The sequence below is a fragment of the Pseudomonas carassii genome, from assembly GCF_036324045.1.
GTDB lineage: Bacteria > Pseudomonadota > Gammaproteobacteria > Pseudomonadales > Pseudomonadaceae > Aquipseudomonas > Aquipseudomonas peradeniyensis.
Genome location: NZ_JAZDCT010000026.1, coordinates 23,326 through 43,501, shown reverse-complemented (window position 1 = coordinate 43,501; position 20,176 = coordinate 23,326). Strand labels below are relative to the sequence as shown.

9 protein-coding genes are annotated in these 20,176 nt (G+C 66.2%); 7 read left to right on the top strand and 2 right to left on the bottom strand.

Translation table 11 applies throughout. The features are described from left to right. Positions 1-167: 167 nt before the first annotated feature. The 3 genes from V0R62_RS18605 (at position 168) to V0R62_RS18595 (ending at position 15,091) form a co-directional block, all read left to right on the top strand. On the top strand, positions 168-14,144 hold the full coding sequence (locus V0R62_RS18605; protein ID WP_330104775.1) for an autotransporter-associated beta strand repeat-containing protein: 13,977 nt from the start codon (positions 168-170) through the stop codon (positions 14,142-14,144). 453 nt (positions 14,145-14,597) lie between these two features. Continuing rightward, positions 14,598-14,843 (top strand): hypothetical protein, encoded by a 246-nt coding sequence (locus V0R62_RS18600; RefSeq protein ID WP_046857050.1) that lies wholly within the window; start codon positions 14,598-14,600, stop codon positions 14,841-14,843. Continuing rightward, the gene (locus tag V0R62_RS18595) at positions 14,840-15,091 is read left to right on the top strand and encodes a DUF3077 domain-containing protein (RefSeq protein ID WP_330104774.1); all 252 of its coding nucleotides are present in this window, start codon (positions 14,840-14,842) and stop codon (positions 15,089-15,091) included. The genes V0R62_RS18600 and V0R62_RS18595 overlap by 4 nt, the downstream gene beginning before the upstream one ends. Positions 15,092-15,503: 412 nt before the next feature. Here the strand turns inward: V0R62_RS18595 and V0R62_RS18590 are convergent, their stop codons facing one another. Beyond that, a complete protein-coding gene (locus V0R62_RS18590) occupies positions 15,504-16,535 on the bottom strand; it encodes a hypothetical protein (RefSeq protein WP_330104773.1) in 1,032 nt (343 codons plus the stop codon). A 355-nt stretch (positions 16,536-16,890) separates the two neighbouring features. Between V0R62_RS18590 and V0R62_RS18585 the strand changes: the two genes are divergently transcribed. The 3 genes from V0R62_RS18585 to V0R62_RS18575 all read left to right on the top strand — a co-directional run bounded on the left by V0R62_RS18585 (position 16,891) and on the right by V0R62_RS18575 (position 18,666). Further along, entirely contained in the window at positions 16,891-17,454 is a 564-nt protein-coding gene (locus V0R62_RS18585) for a GNAT family N-acetyltransferase (RefSeq protein ID WP_110604401.1), read from the top strand. A 50-nt stretch (positions 17,455-17,504) separates the two neighbouring features. Beyond that, on the top strand, positions 17,505-18,044 hold the full coding sequence (locus tag V0R62_RS18580) for a hypothetical protein (protein WP_330104772.1): 540 nt from the start codon (positions 17,505-17,507) through the stop codon (positions 18,042-18,044). 82 nt (positions 18,045-18,126) lie between these two features. Continuing rightward, the gene (locus V0R62_RS18575; protein WP_330104771.1) at positions 18,127-18,666 is read left to right on the top strand and encodes a hypothetical protein; all 540 of its coding nucleotides are present in this window, start codon (positions 18,127-18,129) and stop codon (positions 18,664-18,666) included. Between the two features lie 22 nt (positions 18,667-18,688). Here the strand turns inward: V0R62_RS18575 and V0R62_RS18570 are convergent, their stop codons facing one another. Further along, a complete protein-coding gene (locus tag V0R62_RS18570) occupies positions 18,689-19,156 on the bottom strand; it encodes a DMT family transporter (protein WP_330104770.1) in 468 nt (155 codons plus the stop codon). A gap of 91 nt (positions 19,157-19,247) precedes the next feature. Between V0R62_RS18570 and V0R62_RS18565 the strand changes: the two genes are divergently transcribed. Further along, entirely contained in the window at positions 19,248-20,168 is a 921-nt protein-coding gene (locus V0R62_RS18565) for a LysR family transcriptional regulator (protein WP_330104769.1), read from the top strand. Positions 20,169-20,176 lie beyond the last annotated feature (8 nt).

Genomic DNA, 20,176 nt, shown 5'->3' with positions numbered 1-20,176 from the left:
CCGTCCCCAGCGTCGTATCGCCCGCGCCTGAGCGGCTACACATTCCCTCATAGGAAATTCGTAGCCATAGATCAGGCGTTTCGGCCGTCGCGTGTTCCACTGCTCTTTCCTGCCCTGCTGTGCACGCATTCAAGGACTGAATCGCCTGATCCACGAAGGAGCTCTCCGTGGACAGACGTGCCGCCCCCCGTTCACCCGCCCGTTTCTCGCAACTGTCGCTGGCTGTCAGCCTGGCGGTGGGTGCGATGGCATTTGGTCTGTCCAGCGAACAGGCGCTGGCCGTCTGTAGCGCGGCCGGTTCCACGATCACCTGCAGCGGCGCGGCCAACCCGCTGGCGCCGAGCTATACCAATGGCGGCAGTGGCCTCACCGTCAACGTCAACCCGGGCGCGAGCCTGGGCACCTTGCTGGGCGTGGGCGGCACCTCGCTGTCGCTGGCCGGCAACAACAACACCCTGAGCAACTCCGGCACCATCGACCCGACGTTGCTCGGGCTGCTGAGTATCCAGTCCTCCGCCGTGCTAATCGGCAACACCGGCACCGGCAGCACCCTCAACATCAACAACAACGCCACGGGCGTGATCAAGGGGACCGGCGCCTTGCTCGGCGCCAACCTGCTGAACCTTACCGGCATGGCGCTGGACGCACGCAATGGCGCCGCCGGCACCACCACCATCAGCAACGCTGGCAGCATCGGCTCCTCGGCGCTGGCCAGCCTGACCCTGGTCAGCGAGGACACCCCGGTCATCGCCGTGACCGGCGGCAGCACGGTGAGCTTCACCAACACCGGCACCATCCTTGGCCGTGCCGCCTTCGAGGCTTCCGCGGCGGGCAACACCTTCACCAACGCCGGGACCCTGACCGGCAGCCTGTCGATGGGCGCCAACAGCACCAACCGCTTCAATGCCATCACCGGCTCCAGTGTCAGTGCCGGGCTCGGGGTCGGCGTGGCCTTGCTGGTCACCAGCAACCCCAACCTTGCCTACGCGGCAGCCGGCAAGATCGACGGCGGTGCCGGCGGCACCAATACCCTGGCGCTGCGCAACGCCATCGGTGGCGGCAGTGGCACCAGCGGCAGCGGCACCATCAATGCCACCAACTACATCAACTTCAACCGCCTGATCGTCGACAGCGGCACCTGGAGCCTGATCGGCCAGGTGCTCAACGGCACCACCCAGACCACCCTCAACGATGGCCTGGTCAACTTCGACAACGCCAATGCCTTCGGTAGCGGCGCCATCACCGTCAATGGCGGCGGGCTGGCGGGCACTGTCGGCGGCCTGAGCCTGGCCAACAACTTCACCCTCAATGCGGGCCTGAACGTCGGCGGGGCCACCGACATGGCCTTAAATGGCGTGATCTCCGGTGTCGGCGGGTTGACCAAGACCGGCACCGGTCTGCTCACCCTCGGCGGCACCAACACCTACAGTGGCGGCACCACCCTGGCCGCTGGCGGTCTCAATCTGAACAGCGCCGCGGCGCTCGGCAGCGGCGGGCTAACCGTCAGCGGCGCCGGCAGCCTGCAAGGCAGCGTGCCACTGGTGTTGAACAACAACGTGGCGTTGAACGCGGCGCTGACCTTGCCCGGCAGCAACGCCCTGACCCTCGGTGGCGTGCTCAGCGGCACCGGTTCGCTGGTCAAGAGTGGCAGCGGTGGCCTGACCCTGAACGGCGTCAACACTTATAGCGGCGGCACCACCCTGGCCAGCGGCACCCTCACGCTAGGCAATGCCAGCGCCTTGGGCAGTGGCGCATTGGGCCTTACTGGCAACGGCACCCTCGACACCACGGCGACCATGACCCTCGCCAATGCCATCAACCTGGGCAGTAGCACCCTGACCTTACCGGGCAATAACGCCCTGACGCTCGACGGCGTGATCGGTGGCACCGGCAGCCTGGTCAAGAGCGGCGCCGCCGACCTCACCCTCAACGGCGTGAACACCTTCAGCGGCGGCATCAGCCTGGGCGCGGGCAAGCTCACCGTCGGCGACAGCGCCGCGCTGGGTACTGGCGCCCTGGCGTTGACCGGCAACGCCAGCCTTGATGCCAGCACTGGGGTCAGCCTGGCCAACGCGATCAACCTTGGGGCCAACACCCTAAACCTGCTGGGTACCAGCGCCACCACCTTGGGCGGTGTGATCAGTGGCAGCGGTGCGCTGATCAAGAACGGTGCCGGCGACCTGGCCCTGAACGGCAACAACACTTTCAGCGGTGGCCTGACACTCAACACCGGCAAGCTTACCGTCGGCCACAGCAACGCCCTGGGCGGCGGCGCGTTGACCCTGGGCGGCAACGCCAGCCTCGATGCCAGCACCGGGGTCGACCTGGGGAACGCCATCAACCTGGGTGCCAACACCCTGAACCTGCTGGGCACCAGCGCCACCACCCTGAGCGGCGTGATCAGCGGCACCGGCGCACTGATCAAGGATGGCAGCGCCGGCCTGACCCTCAACGGCAGCAACACCTTCAGCGGCGGTACCACCCTCAATGCGGGCGTGCTGACCGTGGGCAGCAACGATGCCCTGGGCACCGGCGCGCTCAGCCTGGGTGGCAACGCCAGTCTCGATGCGGGCGCGACGGTCAACCTGGGCAACGCCATCAATCTGGGCGGCAATACCCTGACCTTGCCCGGCACCAATGCTGCCACCCTCGGCGGTGTGATCAGCGGCACCGGTGCCCTGGTCAAGAACGGTGGCACCAACCTGACGCTTTCGGGGGCCAACACCTTCAGCGGCGGCCTCACCCTCAATGCCGGCACCTTGACCCTGACCAGCGCGGCCGCCCTGGGGACCGGCGCGTTGAGCGTCGGCGGCGCGTCGACCCTGGCCAACACCACGGCGTTCACCCTGAACAACGACGTCAACCTCGGCGCCAACCTGACCCTGGCCGGCGCCAACAACCTGGTCCTGGCCGGCAACCTCAGCGGCACGGGCGGGCTGACCAAGAACGGCAGCGCCAGCCTGACCCTGGCGGGCAACAACACCCAGAGCGGCACCACCACGCTCAACGCCGGTACCCTGGTGCTGGGCAGCGCCACCGCGCTGGGCACCGGGGCACTCAACGCCGCGGCCGGCACCACGCTCGACAGCAGCGTCGCCGGGCTGAACATCGGCAACGCCGTGAGCTTGTCCGGCAATCTCACCCTCGCCGGTAGCAATGATCTCACCTTGGGCGGCGTGATCTCGGGTGTCGGCGGTCTGACCAAGAACGGCAGCACCACGCTGACCCTCACCGGCGCCAATACCCAGGTTGGCGCCACCAACCTCAACGCCGGCACCATCGTGCTCGGCAGCAACACCGCACTGGGCAGTGGCGCGCTCAATGCCGCCGCAGGCACCAGCCTGGACGCCAGCAGCGCGGTCAACCTCGGCAACGCCGTCAACCTGGCGGGCGCCCTGACCATCGGCGGCACCGCCAACCTCGGTCTGGGTGGCCTGGTCAGCGGCGCGGGCAGCCTGGTCAAGAACGGCAGCGCGACCCTGACCCTGTCCGGCCCCAACGCCTACCTGGGCGGCACCACCCTCAATGCCGGTGGCCTGGTACTGGGCAACGCTGCCGCGCTGGGCGTGGGCAAGCTTACCGTGGCGGGCGCGGGCAGCCTGGACAGCACGGCGGCGCTGAGTGTCGGCAACGCCATCACCCTCGATGCCGACCTCACCCTCACCGGCAGCAACGACCTGAGCCTCGGCGGCGTGATCGACGGCACTGGCCGGCTGATCAAGAACGGTGCTACCACACTCACCCTCGATGGGCTCAACAGCTATGCCGGTGGCACCTTGCTCAATGCCGGCGGACTGGTGCTTGGCAATGGCAGCGCGCTCGGCACCGGCACCCTGACCGTGGGCGGCGCCGCGAGCCTGGACAACAGCGGCGCCATCAGTGTGGGCAACAACGTCGCGCTCAACGCCAACCTCACCGTGGGCGGCAGCAACGCGTTGGCCCTCGGCGGGGTGCTCAGCGGGGCAGGGCAACTGGTCAAGAACGGTACCGCCACCCTGACCCTCAACGGCGTCAACACCTACGCCGGTGGCACCACCCTGAATGCCGGTGGCGTGGTCGTCGGCAACGGCAGCGCCCTGGGCAGTGGCGCCTTGAACGTGACCGGTGCCGCCAGCCTCGACAACAGCGCGATACTGACCTTGGCCAACGACATCGGTCTGGGCGCCAACCTCACCCTGGCTGGCAGCAACGACCTCACCTTGAGCGGCGCCCTCAGCGGCACGGGCGACCTGATCAAGAACGGCCTGGCCGACCTGACACTCAGCGGCAACAACACCTTCAGCGGTGCCATCGACCTGATCGGTGGCAGCATCACCACGGTGGGCACCGGCGCGCTGGGCAACGCCTCGTCGCTCAACGTCGGTGCCGGCGCCAGCCTAAACCTGGGTGCCAGTGCCGGTGTAGGCAGCCTGAGCGGTGCGGGTGCGGTGAACGTGGCCGCAGGCAGCAACCTGACCGTGGGCGGCAACAACCTCAACAGTGTCTTCAGCGGCGCGTTGGCCGGCACGGGCGGGTTGGTGAAGAACGGCAGTGGCAGCCTGGAGCTGTCGGGCGTGAGCGTCCTGGCGGGCAACACCACGGTCAACGCCGGCCTGCTCAATGTCACAGGCTCCCTGGCCAGCGCCAACGTGCAGGTCAACAGCGGTGCCAGCCTGGGCGGTACCGGCAGCCTGCTCGGCGCCCTGGACATCGCCAACGGCGCCCATCTGCTGGCCAACAGCGGCGCGACCCTGGCCACCGGTGCACTGACCCTGCACAGCGGCTCGATCCTCGATTTCGGCCTGGGCTCGCCGTCCACCGGGGGCACCGCGCTGGTCAACGTCAACGGCAACCTGACCCTCGACGGTACCCTCAATGTCACCGATATCGGCGGCTTCGGCACCGGTATCTATCGCCTGTTCGACTACACCGGGGCGCTGGTCGACAACGGCGTCGTGCTCGGCACCGTGCCGGGCAGCGTGCTGCCCGGCGACCTGCAGGTGCAGACCTCCATCGGCAACCAGATCAACCTGCTGGTGGGCGGCGCCACCGGCACCGTGCAGTTCTGGGATGGCGGGCAGAACGTGCCCAATGGCGTGATCGACGGCGGCACCGGCACCTGGAACGGCGCCAACACCAACTGGACCGACGTCAACGGTGTGCTCAACACTACCTGGGCCAGCGACTTCGCGGTATTCCAGGGCACCGCGGGCGATGTCACCGTGGTGGGCACCCAGGCTGCCACCGGCCTGCAGTTCGTCACCAACGGCTATCGCCTGATCGGCGCGGGTGGCCTGGATCTGGTCAACGCCAGTAACGGCGCGTTTTCCGTGCGGGTCGACCCAGGCGTCACCGCCACACTGAACGTCGGGCTTTCGGGCAGTGGCCAACTGGCCAAGCTTGACACCGGTACCCTGGTGCTCAACGGTGCCAACAGCTACACCGGCGGCACCGTGTTCAACGGTGGCAGCATTGTCGTGGGCAACAACACGGCGTTCGGCACGGGGGCGGTCAGCGCCGCCGCCGGCACCAGCCTGGACAGCAACACCGCGGTTACCCTGGGCAATGCCTTTGCCCTGGGGGGCGCCTTGACCATTGGCGGCAGCGCCGACCTGGGCCTGTCCGGCGTGGTTTCGGGCAATGGCAGCCTGATCAAGGCCGGTGGCGCCAACCTCACGCTTGGCAACGCCAACACCTACAGCGGCGGCACCAGCCTGGGGGCCGGCACCCTGACCCTGGGCAATGCCCAGGCGCTGGGTACGGGCGGCTTGACGGTAACAGGCGCCTCCAGCCTGGACACCACCGGCACCTTGGCACTGGGCAATACCATCGCCCTGAACGCCAACCTCACCTTGCCGGGCAGTAACGACCTCACCCTGAACGGTGCGCTCAGCGGCACCGGTGGCCTGATCAAGGCCGGCGCCGGCACGCTCACCCTCAACGCCAGCAACAGCCAGCAGGGCAGTACCAGCCTGAACGGCGGCACCCTGGTGGTGGGCAGCAACACCGCGCTGGGCACGGGTGCCCTGAACGCAGTCGGCGGCACCACCCTGAGCAGCAACGCCAACGTCACCCTGGCCAACCAGATCAACCTGGCTGGCAACCTGACCATCGCCGGGGCGCAGAACCTGACCCTGGGCGGCAACGTCAACGGCGTCGGCGGCCTGACCAAGACCGGCAGCGGCACCCTGACCCTGAACGGCACCAATGGCAACCTGGGCAACACCAACCTCAATGCCGGTACCCTGGTGCTCGGCAGCGCCAGCGCCCTCGGCCTCGGCCAACTCAACGCGGCTGCCGGCACCACGCTGGACAGCAACACCGCGCTGAACATCGGCAACACCGTCAACCTGGGGGGCAACCTCACCATCGCCGGCAACAACGACCTGGGCCTGGGTGGCCTGGTCACCGGCGCTGGCAGCCTCACCAAGAACGGTGCCAGCAACCTCACCCTCAGTGGCGCCAACACCCTGACTGGTGGCGTGACCCTCAATGCCGGCACGCTGACCCTGGGCAACAACCAGGCGCTGGGCACCGGCACCCTGACCGTCGGCGGCGCCAGCAACCTGGCCACCACCGGCGCCCTGACCTTGGCCAACCAGGTGACGCTCAACAACACCCTGACCCTGACCGGCAACAACAACCTGGCCCTCAATGGCGTGATCAGCGGCACCGGCGGCCTGACCAAGAACGGCAGCGGCAACCTGACCCTCGGCGCCGCCAATACCTACCAGGGCACCACCACCCTTGGCGGCGGTACCCTGACCCTGGGCAACAACACCGCCCTGGGCACGGGCAACCTGGCGGTGACCGGCAACAGCACACTGGCCACCAGCGGCGTGCTGCAGGTGGCCAACGCCATCGGCCTGGGCGCCGGTACTACCCTCGGCGTCAACAACCCCCAGACCCTGACCCTCGACGGTGTCATCAGCGGTGCCGGGGCGCTGAACAAGCTGGGGGCCGGGCAACTGGTGCTCAATGGCAACAACACCTACAGCGGCGGGACCTCACTGCAGGCCGGCAGCCTGTTGCTGGGTAATGCCGGTGCCCTGGGCAGCGGCGCCCTGACCGTCAACGGCGCCGCCAGCCTCGATGCCAGCCAGGCGCTGGCGCTGGTGAACGCCGTCAACCTCGCCGGTGGCAACCTGACCCTCGGCGGCAGCCAGGCGCTGACCCTCAACGGCGTGGTGTCCGGCAGCAACGGCCTGGTCAAGAACGGCGCCGCCACCCTGACCCTCAATGGCAACAACACCTACAGCGGCGGCACCAGCCTCAACGCCGGCACCCTGCTGGTCGGCAGCAACACCGCGCTGGGCAGCGGCGACCTCAGCACCGGCGCCAACACCAGCCTCGATGCCGGCGGCGCGGGCGCCACCCTGGCCAACAACGTGCACCTGGGCGGTACCCTCAACCTGCCGGGCAGCGCCAACCTGACCCTCAACGGCGTGGTGGATGGCGTCGGCGGCCTGAACAAGGCCGGCGCCAGCACCCTGACTCTCAACGGCGCCAACAACTACCTGGGCGGCACCACCCTGAATGCCGGCCGGCTGGTGGTCGGCAACGACAATGCGCTGGGACAGGGCGCGCTGACCGTCGCCGGAGCCTCGACCCTGAGTGGCGGCGCCAGCACCACCCTGGCCAACAACGTCACCCTCAACGCCGGCCTGACCGTCGATGGCGGCAACGACCTGACCCTCAATGGTGTGATCAACGGCACCGCTGGCCTGACCAAGAACGGCAGCGGCAACCTGACCCTCAACGGCAACAACGGCTACCAGGGCGGCACCCAGCTCAATGCCGGGCGCCTGACCCTGGGCAGCAGCGGCGCATTGGGCACCGGCACCCTTTCGGTTACCGCCGACGCCACCCTGGCCAACAGCGCGCCCATGGCCCTGGGTAACACCATCGCCTTGAGCAATGGTGCCAACCTGACCGTTGAAGCCGCCAACGCGCTGATCCTCAGCGGCGACCTCGGCGGCAGCGGCAACCTGGTCAAGACCGGCGTCGACGACCTGACCCTGGTCGGCGTCAAGACCTTCACCGGCAACGTCGACATCCAGGCCGGCTCCCTCACCACCCTCGGCAGCGGTGTGCTGGCCAACGTCGACACCCTCAACGTCGGCGCCAGCGGCCAGCTCAACCTCAACGGCAACGCCAGCCTCGGCAGTCTGACCGGCAGCGGCCAGGTCGATGTCGGCATCGGCAGCGTCCTGAGCCTGGGCGGCAACAACCTCAGCAGCACCTTCGCCGGTGGCCTCAACGGCCTGGGCGGCCTGACCAAGGTCGGCAGCGGCACTCTGACCCTGACCGGCACCAGCAACCTGGCCGACAACATCCAGGTCAACGCCGGTACCTTGAAGGTCGACGGCACCCTTGGCAGCAATCTGCTGACGGTCGCCAGCGGCGCCACCCTGGCGGGTAGCGGCACCGCCAACGCCACGGTGGTGATCAACAATGGCGGCCACCTGGCCGGGCAGAGCGGCGCCACCCTGGGCCTTGGCAGCCTGGTGCTCAGCAGCGGCTCGATCGTCGATGTCGGACTGGGCTCACCGTCCACCGGCGGCACCGCGCTGTTCAACGTCGGCGGTAACCTGACCCTCGACGGCACGCTCAATGTCAGCAGCATCGGCGGCTTCGGCAACGGTGTGTACCGCCTCTTCGACTACACCGGCTCCCTGACCGACGACGGCCTGGACTTCGGCAGCCTGCCGCTGGGCGTAGGCTTGGGCGACGTGACCCTGCAGACCGTCCTGGCCAACCAGGTCAACCTGCTGGTCAGCGCCGCCGGCCTGAACATCCAGTTCTGGGACGGCAGCCAGAGCGTGGCCAACGGCCAGGTCGACGGCGGTACCGGCGTGTGGAGCGCCGGCAGCACCAACTGGACCGATCTCAATGGGGTGTTCAACACCACCTGGGGCAGCGCCTTCGCGGTGTTCCAGGGTACCGCCGGCGATGTCACCGTCGACGGCAGTCAGACCGTCAACGGCCTGCAGTTCGTCACTGATGGTTATCGCCTGCTGGCGGGCACCGGCGGTGCGCTCGACCTGATCAACGGCACGGGTGGCGATACCAGCGTGCGGGTCGATCCGGGTGCCACGGCAACCCTCGATGTCGGCCTGACCGGCGTCGGCAAGCTCAACAAGCTCGACAGCGGCACCCTGGTGCTCAACGGCAACAACAGTTACAGCGGCGGCACCCTGCTCAGCGGCGGTACCTTGATTGTCGGCAACAATGCGGCCCTGGGCAGCGGCGCGCTCGACACCGCGGCGGGCACCATCCTCGACAGCAACGCCTCGGTCGTCCTGGGCAATGCCATCACCCTGGCGGGGCCGCTGAACATCGCCGGTAGCAACGACCTGGCCCTCAACGGCAACATCAGCGGCGCCGGAGGCCTGGTCAAGGCGGGCAGCGCGCGGTTGGCGCTGGCCGGCAACAACACCTATGCCGGCAATACCGTGCTCAACGGCGGCAGCCTGGTACTGGGCTCAAATACCGCGCTCGGCACCGGCAACCTGACCACCGCAGCGGGCACCAGCCTGGACAGCAGCCAGGCGGTCACCTTGGCCAACAACGTCACCACCTCGGGCGACCTCACCGTGCTGGGCAGTAACGACCTGACCCTCGGCGGCACCGTCGGCGGCAGCGGTCGCCTGCTCAAGGCCGGCCTGGCGCGCTTCGCGCTGATGGGCGCCAACACCTACAGCGGCGGTACCGACCTGCAGGCCGGCACACTGGTGGTCGGCAACAACGCGGCGCTGGGCAGCGGCGGCCTGGAGGTCAGCGGCAACGCCAACCTCGACAGCGCCAGCGCCGTCACCCTGGCCAACACGGTCAATGTCAGCGGTGTGCTGAATGTGCTGGGCAGCAACGACCTGCACCTGGCCGGCGTGCTCAGCGGCGGGGGCGAGCTGAACAAGAGCGGCCTGGCCGACCTGACCCTGTCGGGCAACAACACGTTCAGCGGCATCCTCAACATCCTTTCCGGCAGCCTGAGCACTATCGGCACCACCGCCCTGGGCACCCAGAGCCAGCTGAACGTCAGCACTGGCGCCAGCCTCAACCTCGACGGCAACACCAGCCTCGGCGACATCGGCGGCACCGGCGCGATCCAGATCGCCGCCGGCAACAGCCTGACGGTCGAAGGCGGCGTGTTCGGCGGCAACATCAGCGGTACCGGCACCCTGAACAAGGCCGGCGTCGGGACCCTGGCGCTGAACAGTGCCAACAGCCACACCGGTACCACCAACGTCCAGGCGGGCGGATTGAAGGTGGATGGCTCACTGGCCAGCAGCGCGGTCAACGTCGCCAGCGGCGCCAGCCTCAGCGGCGCCGGCAGCCTCGGTGGCGCGGTGACGGTGGCCAACGGCGGCAACCTCGCGGCCACCAGCGGCAGCACGCTGAACGCCGGCAACCTGGTGCTCGACAGCGGCGCCAACTTCAACGCCTCGCTGGGCGCGCCATCGACGGGCAACACCCCGCTGGTCAACGTGGCCAACAACCTGACCCTGGGCGGTACCCTCAACGTCACCGATATCGGCGGTTTCGGCGCCGGTGTGTACCGGCTGTTCGCCTACAGCGGCAGCCTCACCAACAACGGCATGAGCTTCGGCACCACCCCGGTGCCGGTTACCGACCTGACCGTGCAGACCGCCGTGGCCAACCAGGTCAACCTGGTGGTCGGTGGTAACAGCAACGTGCTGTTCTGGGATGGCAGCCAGAGCGTCGCCAACGGTCAGATCGACGGCGGCAACGGCACCTGGGACGCCACCAATACCAACTGGACCGACGCCAACGGCGTGCTCAATAGCACCTGGAACGACACCTTCGCGGTGTTCCAGGGCGCCCCCGGCACCGTTACGGTGAATGGCAGTCACAGCATCACCGGCCTGCAGTTCGTCACCGATGGCTATGTGCTAAACGCTGGCATCGCCGGTGAACTGCTGGGCAACGGCACCACCAACCTGCGGGTCGACAACGGTGTCACTGCGACCCTCAACGTCGCCCTCAACGGCACCGGCAGTGTCGCCAAGCAAGACGGCGGCACCCTGGTGCTCAACACGGCCAACGGCTACAGCGGCGGCACTGCCCTCAATGGCGGCACCCTCGTGCTCGGCAACAACAGCGCGCTGGGCAGCGGCACCCTGACGGCCGCAGGCGGCACCACGCTGGACAGCAACACCGCCGTCACCCTGGCCAACACCACCGTGCTCAACGGTGCCCTGGCCATCGCCGGCAGCAACGCCCTGACCCTCAATGGCGTGGTCAGTGGCACGGGCGGGTTGATCAAAAACGGCGCCGGCCTGCTGACCCTGAACGGGGCCAACACCTACAGCGGCGGTACCCAGATCAACGCTGGCGGCGTAGTGGGCAATACCACCAGCCTGCAAGGCGCGATCCTCAACAACGGGGCCCTGACCTTCGCGCAGAACGCCAACGGCAGCTACACCGGCAACCTCAGCGGTAACGGCACCCTGGCCAAGAACGGTACCGGCGAGCTGCTGCTGACCGGGGTCAACACCTTCACCGGCGCCACCAGCGTCAATGCCGGCACCCTGCTGGTCAACGGCCGCCTCGACAGCGCCAGCGTGCAGGTCGCCACCGGCGCTCGCCTGGGCGGCAGCGGTACCTACGGCGGAGCGGTGCAGATCGCCAACGGCGCCACCCTGGCCGCCGGCCAGAGCGCCACGCCGCTCACCGTCGGCAGCCTCGACCTGGCCTCGGGCAGCGCCCTGGACTTCAGCCTCGGCGCCCCGGCCGCCTCCACCACGGTGGTCAGGGTCAACGGCAACCTGGTGCTCGACGGCACGCTGAACATCACCGATGCCGGCGGCTTCGGCACCGGTGTCTACCAACTGTTCAGCTACGGCGGCACGCTCACCGACAATGGCCTGGTGTTCGGCGCCATCCCCGGCAGCGTAGTCCTGGGCGACCTCAGTCTGCAGACCGCCATCGCCAACCAGATCAACCTGGTGGTGCAGAACTACGGCGAGGAGCTGCAGTTCTGGAACGGCGGCAAGACCAACCCCGACGGCAGCGTCGGCGGCGGCAGCGGTACCTGGGGCTCGAACACTGGCTGGACCAACGCCGGTGGCACCACCAGCGAAGGCTGGAGCGGCGGCTACGCGGTCTTCGGCGGCACGCCGGGCACTGTCACCGTGGTCGGCAACCAGTCGTTCGAGGGCCTGCAGTTCCTCAGCAATGGTTACCAGGTCGTCCCGGGTGCTGGCGGCAGCCTGACCCCGGTCAACGATGCCGACGGCAGCCTGGCATCGGTGCGTGTCAACGCCGGCGCCACGGCCACCATCAGCGCGCCGCTGGTCGGCACCGGCGGCATCGAGAAGCTCGACGCCGGCACCCTGATCCTCGCTGGCGCCAACACCTACAGCGGCGGCACCACCGTCAGCGGCGGCACCCTGGTCGGCAACACCACCAGCCTGCAGGGCAACATCCTCAACAATGCCAATCTGGTGTTTGCCCAAGGCAGCAATGGCACCTTCAACGGCACCCTCAGCGGTACCGGCACCACCACCAAGCAGGGCGGCGGCACCTTGCTGCTGACCGGCAACCAGCCGTTCAGCGGTGCCTTCAACGTCAATCAGGGTGTGCTCCAGGTGGGCGATGCCGGCAACCCGGGCAGCAACCTCGCCGCCCAGGTTACGGTGGCCAACGGCGCCGCGCTGAACGGCAACGGCACCGTCGCCGGGCTGACCAACAATGGCACCGTGCTGCCGGGGCCGGCCGGCAACCTGAACGTGTCGGGCAACTTCACCAATGGCGCCACCGGCACCCTGGTGATCGACCTTGCCACCTCGCCGGTGAACTACCTGAACGTGGGCGGCACGGCCAACCTCGGCGGTAGCCTGATGGTGGCCAACCTCGCCAGCGGCAACGGCCAGTACACCGTGGTCAGCGCCGCGGGCGGCGTCACCGGTACGTTCGCCACCACCAACCTGGCCAACTCGGCGTTCCTCAACAGCTCGCTGAACTATGGTGCCAACCAGGTGACCCTGTCGGTCAGCCGCAACGGCAATTCCTTCGCCGATGTCGCCGCCACCGGCAACCAGCGTGGCGTGGCCACCGCCCTGAGCAGCGCCGGGGCGCCGGCCGAGCTGGTCAACAACCTGCTGCCGCTCGACCGTCAGGGTGCCCAGGCGGCGTTCGACAGCTTGTCCGGCGAGATCCACGCCAGCACCGCGACCGTGTTGATCGAGGACTCGCGTTACGTCCGCGACGCGGTCAACGACCGCCTGCGCCAGGCTGACTGCACCGACCAGGACGACCCGCGTCGTACCCTGGCGCCGACCGCCAACCAGCAGCTGACCAGTGAAGGTTGCCAGGGCCAGGCCGTGGGCTGGATGCGCGCTATCGGCGGCTGGGGTACCTACGACGGCAGCAGCAGCCATGCCAGCGTCGACCGTGACCTGTCGGGCTTCATGCTCGGCGTCGACCGTGCCCTGGATGACCAGTGGAAAGTCGGCGCCGCCGCCGGCTACACCCGCTCGAGCATCGACGCGCACCGTCGCCGCTCCGACGCCACGGTGGACAGTTACCACCTGACCACCTACCTCGGCTACCAGTTGGACGCCTTCGCCGCCCGTCTGGGCGTGGCCTACAGCTGGCACGACATCGACACCAAGCGCGATGTCACCGTCGGCAGCTACGACGACCGTCTCAAGGCCAAGTACAAGGCGCGCAGCGCCCAGGTGTTCGGCGAGGTGGGCTACGCCATCGATGCTGGCGGCATTGCCCTCGAGCCGTTCGCCGGGTTGGCCTATGTCAACTACGACAGCGACACCGCCCACGAGAAGGGTGGGGCAGGGCGGCTGGAAGGCAAGGTCGACCAGGACGTGACCTTCTCCACCCTGGGCGTGCGGGCTGGCAAGCGCATCCTGCTCGACAATGGCAGCAGCGTCACGCCGCGGCTGTCGGTGGGTTGGCGGCATGCGTTCGGTGACGACAAGCCCGATGCCGATCTGCGTTTCATCGACGGTGGCGCCGGGTTCAGCACCGAAGGCGTGCCGATTGCCAAGGACGCGGCGGTGGTCGAGGCCGGGGTGGACCTGTCGGTGGGCGCGAGCGGCAAGCTGGGGGTCGGGTATTCCGGTCAATTGTCGAGCGAGAACCGTGACCATGGTGTGGTGGTGAGCTTCAGCATGGGGTTCTGAGGTAGATAGCCGGGGGCTGCTTTGCAGCCCTTTCGCGACACAAGGCCGCTCCTACAGAAGACCGCGTTCCTCTCTGTAGGAGCGGCCTTGTGCCGCGAAAGGGGCGCAAAGCGCCCCCGGCGCCATTCAGTCGTAAGACATTTCCGAATTTGAAACCAAATCCTTCAGCGAGCCAGCGCTTCGGATCTATCCTACGCGCCTGCCGGAAGGCTCTGAATTGGCCGGGAAATACATCAGGGGTACCGTCACTGGGTCGTCAAATTTGGCGACCCGGGTGTGAGAAGCCCGTCCATGTCCAGATCCAGGTTGCCTGTTATGGCAGCCGTGCGCGCGCAGACTTCGGTCTGGCCGTGGTGTCTGGACACGGTCTTCTCACCTCGCGTACGGCTGCCACCCTTGTCTGTGAGAAGGATACTGGTGGTTGCTCTAGAAACCCTTTCCAGAGTAACAACTATGAAAAAACTAGTACCTGATCCACCCTATCCAATCCCCTTCGTCACCATCATCAGCGATCTCGATCCCGAGGAAGCGATGGCCCACGCCAACAAGCTGATGCACACCCTCAGCGACACCGTCCACGCCTACACCGTCTGCCAGCGCGACGCGCGCCTCGACGTGATGATGGACAGCGTCGAGATCCTCGGCCAATTGGTCATCTCGCTGGTCCGCCACGCCCGGGCCAAGGGGGCGCCGGTATGAGCGACGACAGCAAACCCGGGCCGACCCAGGGTAAGACCACCTGCCTCGAGATCTTCTGCATCCAGCCCGGCATCCCGTTCGATCACGCCTTCAGCGACCTGTCGGTGCTGCTCGGCTGCGTGGCGCATTTCACCACCGAGGCCGAGATGGAAGGGGACCTCATGGCCGCCAGTGCCGCACGGATTCTCAGCGGGTTGGCCAAGGGGTTGATCGATGACATGGAACTGGGGATGAACCACAGTAAGTGAGGGTCGCCCTTGCCAAGGCGGCGAGTCAGCAATCGGCAAGGGCGCTTCATGGGCGAGAGGGCAATGCCAAGGAGCCAATTCAGGGGTGGAAGTGTGACATGCATGCCGAGTACATTTTGAGAAGTGCAGTTCTGTCGTCGGTCTATGGTTTGAAAATAATGCCAGGCGAGAACTGTCTTAAATTGTCGCTGCCTAGAGTTATGGAGTAGTTTCCGCAAACGGTTATATTTCTATCCTCTGCTGCCCAGTTTTTGGGGATGGCAACGTAATAATAGGCCCCATCTTTTTGTACCGTGAGCTCCATGAGTCTTGGCGGCTTGTTTTCGGCTTGCCAGTAAACTTCTACTGTGTCGGTATCGGTGATGCCTGCATACTTAACGGTGTACCTGGGGGCTTCGCTGCCGAAGCTCATTTATTGTGGTGGTGTAATATTTGTTACATGGCCGGTAAGCGGTATGAGTAGGGGGTGTGAAGACCATTTTTTTTCGTTGTTTCCCTCCGTTGTTCGACTGACGTTGTAAGTGACGGTCGCGGAGCTGTTGAAGGCTACTATGAATACCCCGAAAGGTACGTTGAATGACAGGTTGTTCACGCCTGTCGCAATTTGTGTTGAGGAATGATAGCTCAGGTTTGGCAGCTCAACTGTTAGGGATATTTTGTCTCCACTCATGCCTTCGTAGTGTGGGATAATTATCTTAACGGGCGTGGTTTTTTGCGGGTCTATTGCGCCATCAAGTTCGGGTGGGATGATCCCGTAATCCACGCTTAATTCCAGGGTTGGTGAGGTTTTTTCTTTTGCCGTATAGTGGAGTGCTAGCGAGCCACCGGTGATCGCGTCGATCAGGCCCTTGGCAATGCTGAACACTGTATGTTGTGCTCCCGCTTCAGCCTTTGGGTTAAGTTTAATCGGCGTTCCATCAGCATTGGTTGCGACGACTTTAAGCAGGATTTCATCACCCTCCACGATAGGCGCTACTGTCTTGATCAGTACTGTCGCCCCGTCTTCGTTTACCCGGTCCGGACTCAATGCTGAGCCAATGGCTTCTGTGACTTCAGGGGCTTTGAGATCTGATTCGGGTGTACCATCGATTACAGTGATGTTCAGTGAAGGGGACTTGAGGTCAGGTGCGATTTCATAATAAATTTCTGCGCTCCCGCCCACTACGGACTTTGCGAGGTCATTTTCCAGTTCGATCTTGAGGCCGTTGAAGATATCAGGCCATTGTACGGTATGCTTTTTGTATTCGGGATCTAACTCTTCTCCGTCAGCGGTGGTGCCCAGCCACGTCAGTTTCAGTTCTTTGTCGACGGCGTCGGAGGGTAGGTCTCTAATGATGGTATTGAAATTTTTGCCGTTCAGGTCATACCAGTTTAACTCTCCGCTGGGCGCTTCTTCTATCTCAGGTTTTTCCAGGGATTGGGGGGTGTTTTTTTCAATAGACATGGCCGTTTCCAAGTAGGATAGTACGGTTCAATGGTTGCCTACGTCGCGCAGGTGTATGTAAGTCTGACTGTGTCCGCACGTCCATACATTTAACAGAGTCCCTTATGTCTGACACCTGGTAGAAATGCTAGGTCAGGCACCAGTAATGAAATCTGCTGCACAGGGGCGTGATATTCAATGTTACCGATGCCAGGGTCCCAGATATCCGTGGACCCATCGAGGCAGGCGCTATTGGGTGCATGAGAGGATAACTTTCGTTATCCACCAACCCTTTCGGCCTGTCTCGCACGCGTGCGTCCGGGCATCCACTGACGCTAGACTGTCATCCTCCCCACCACCGGACAGGAGTCCCGGCGTGCCCGACCCCCGCAGTTTCCCCAGCGACCTGTGCCTTGAAAGCCCACGCCTGCAGCTGCGCCCCATGCGCCATGGCGACGCGCAGCAGTGGCTGACCATCATGGCCGACCCGGAAGTAATGCGTTACTGGTACCACGCCCCCTGGCAAACCCTGGCCGAGGCCGAAAGCGCCCTGGCCGCCGACCGCGAGGCCTATGCTGCCGGCCAGTTGCTCAAGCTGGGCATGTACCGCCGCGACAACGGCGAGCTGATCGGCATGGTCCAGCTGTTCAACCTCGAGGAGGGCTCGCGCCGTGGCGAGATCGGCTATTGCCTGGCCAAGTCCGCCCAGGGCCGGGGCTATATGGACGAGGCGCTGACCTGCTTCATCGACTACCTCGCCCACACCCTGCACCTGCGTCGCCTGGAGGCGGAGATCGACCCGCGCAACCAGGGCTCGGCGCGTACCTTGGAGCGCCAGGGGTTCGTCCTGGAAGGCACCTTGCGCGCCCGTTGGTGCGTGGCGGGTGAACTGTCCGATTCTGGGTTGTACGGCCTGCTGCTCGAACCGCCCGTGGCCTGATGCCCGCGTGTCATGGACGAGCCTTTCGCTGATGGGATGGAGCCCGTGCTTTGCCTGCTTTCTACGTGACGTTCACCTTGCTGCTGTTCCTGCTGTGCCTGTGTTTCGACGGCATCCTGATGGGCGTCGACGGGCATATGCCCGCCTTGCAGATAGTGCTCATGGGGCCTTGGGGCATTGCCATGGGGCTCTACCAGTGGTTTGCCAATCCGCTGCTGGGGCTGGCGCTGCTTGCTCACCGGCGTTTTCGCCGGCTGGCGCTTGCAGCCGGGATGATCGCGTTGGGCCTGGCCCTCAGTTGCCTTGGCATCGAGCGGGTGCCGGACAACCGCAGCTATGACATCCAACCCCTGACCGGATTTGGCGCCGGGTACTACTTGTGGACACTGGCGATCCTGCTGTTCTGCCTGGGGCAGGGCTGGTGGTGCCGCAAGGTGCGTTCGACGGCGGGTATGCCGGGTTGGCGTTGGTACGACCTGGGGCTGATCGCAGTGCTGGCGGCGACGATCTACGCCGGGACGCTGATGCCGAGCCTGCGCATTCAAATAAGCAGCTCCACCCAGTCGATGGATCAGGCTGAGACACGCTGAAGCAGCGCGCTCCGTCGAGTTTGGAAAGACGCCAGGGCTGGGTTAAGGTCGCAGCTTGTCCCGTTTTCTCCAGGTACCTGACTTGCCCGCTTTCTACCTGACCACCAGCCTCGCCCTGTACCTGCTGAGCCTGGCCTTCGATGGCGCCCTGACGGGGGCGGGTCGGCATGTGCCGGCGTTGCAGATGCTGCTCTACGGCCCCTGGGGCATCGCCTTCGGTCTGTACCAGTGGTTCGCCAACCCGCTATTGGCGCTGGCAGTCCTTGCTCACCGCCGGTTCCGCCGCCTGGCGCTGGTGGGCGGGCTGGCGGCGCTGTACCTGGCGGCCAGCAGCTTCGCCATCACCCGCTTGCCGGACAATCAGAGCTACGCCTTCCAGGATGTGACCGGCTTCGGCGCGGGCTTCTACCTGTGGCTGCTGGCGATCCTGGTGTTCTGCCTGGGGCAGCTGTGGTGGTGCTGGAAGGCGCGTTCGGCGGCGCAGGTGCCGGGCTGGGGCTGGCTCGATGTGGCGCTGATCGCTGCCCTGAGCGTGGCGCTGTATGCTGGTACGCAGATGCCCTCGCTGCGCTTCGAGCCGCACAAGGTGATCGTGCCGCCGGAGCAGCCGCACACCTTGTGATGGTGCATCGCGGGGCAAGCGCTCAACGCGCCGTGCCCCACTGCACCACGATCATCCCGAGCACGATCATTCCCACTCCCGCCAGCCGCAACAGGTTCACCGGCCGCTCCGGCAACCCCATCAAGCCAAACTGGTCGATCAGCAGCGACGACAGTACCTGCCCGGCCACCACGCAGACGATAAACCCCGCCGCCCCCAGGCGCGGCGTCAGCACCAGCGCGGCGGTGATGTACAGCACCCCGGCGACCCCGCCGAACCAGGCCCACCAGGGCGCATGTGCCAGCTGCTGCACCTGCGCCAGCGGCGCGCGCATCAGCAGCAGGGCCGGCACCAGCATCAGCAGGCTGACCAGCAACGATACCCCGGCGGCCCATAGCGGATGGCCGAGCAGGCGCCCGAGCGCGGCGTTGCTGCCGGCCTGGAACGGCACGGCGGCCCCGGCGAGCAGGGCGATGAGCAAGGGGAGGGCGGCGAAGAGGCTGGCGGGCATGGTGTCTACTCCTGATCAGAACACTGGCCTTAGTCTCGATCATGCATTTAAATGATGGAAATTCGAACTTCGCACAGGCTGTATTCGTGCCATGGATGATCTGCGTCGCATCGACCTCAACTTGTTGCTGACCCTGCATGCCCTGCTCAGTGAGCAACATGTCTCCCGCGCGGCCTTGCGCCTGCATCGCAGCCAGCCGGCGGTCAGCCATGCCCTGGCGCAGTTGCGCGAGCTGTTCGCCGACCCGCTGCTGGTGCGACGCGGTGGCCGCCTGCAACTGACAGCCCGCGCCGAGGCCCTGCAGGCACCGTTGCAGGAGGCGTTGCAGCAACTCGACGGCCTGCTTGGCACGCCGGGATTCGAGCCGGCGCGGGCGCGGCGCACGTTTCGTCTGGCGATGTCCGACTACGGCGCCCGCGTGGTGTTGCCATCGCTGATGCGCCAGCTGCGGCGCGAGGCGCCAGGCATTGACCTGGTGGTGTCCCAGGGCAGCCGCGAGGCGATGCTCGGCCAGTTGATCGATGGCGAGGCAGACCTGGCGCTGGGCGTGTTCCCGGAGTTGCCGACGGAAATGGCCCAGCAGGTGCTGTTCGAGGAGTCCTTCGTCTGCCTGGCCGACCGCGCCAGCCTTCCGCCCCGTGGCGGACTGGCGCTCGAACCGTGGCTGGCGCGGCCCCATGTGCTGGTGGCGGTACGCCCCGGCATCGACAATGAGATCGACCAGGCCTTGGCCAGCTTGGGCGCCCGCCGACGCATCGCCCTGACCTTGCCGCATTGGGGTGTGGCCCAAAGTGTCATTGCCGGGACCGACCTGGTGCTCACCGTGGCCCGGCGCAGCCTTGCCGGTGCCCGGCTGGACCCGGCGCTGCGCCGGTTCGCGCCGCCCCTGGCGATCTCGCCGTTCGCTTTCGCCCAGGCCTGGCACTCGCGGCGTGACGGCGATGCCGGGCACCGCTGGCTGCGGGCGCGGATCCAGGCGCTGTGCGTGAACCAAGGTGGGGCAGGGTGCTAGGCTGTGCC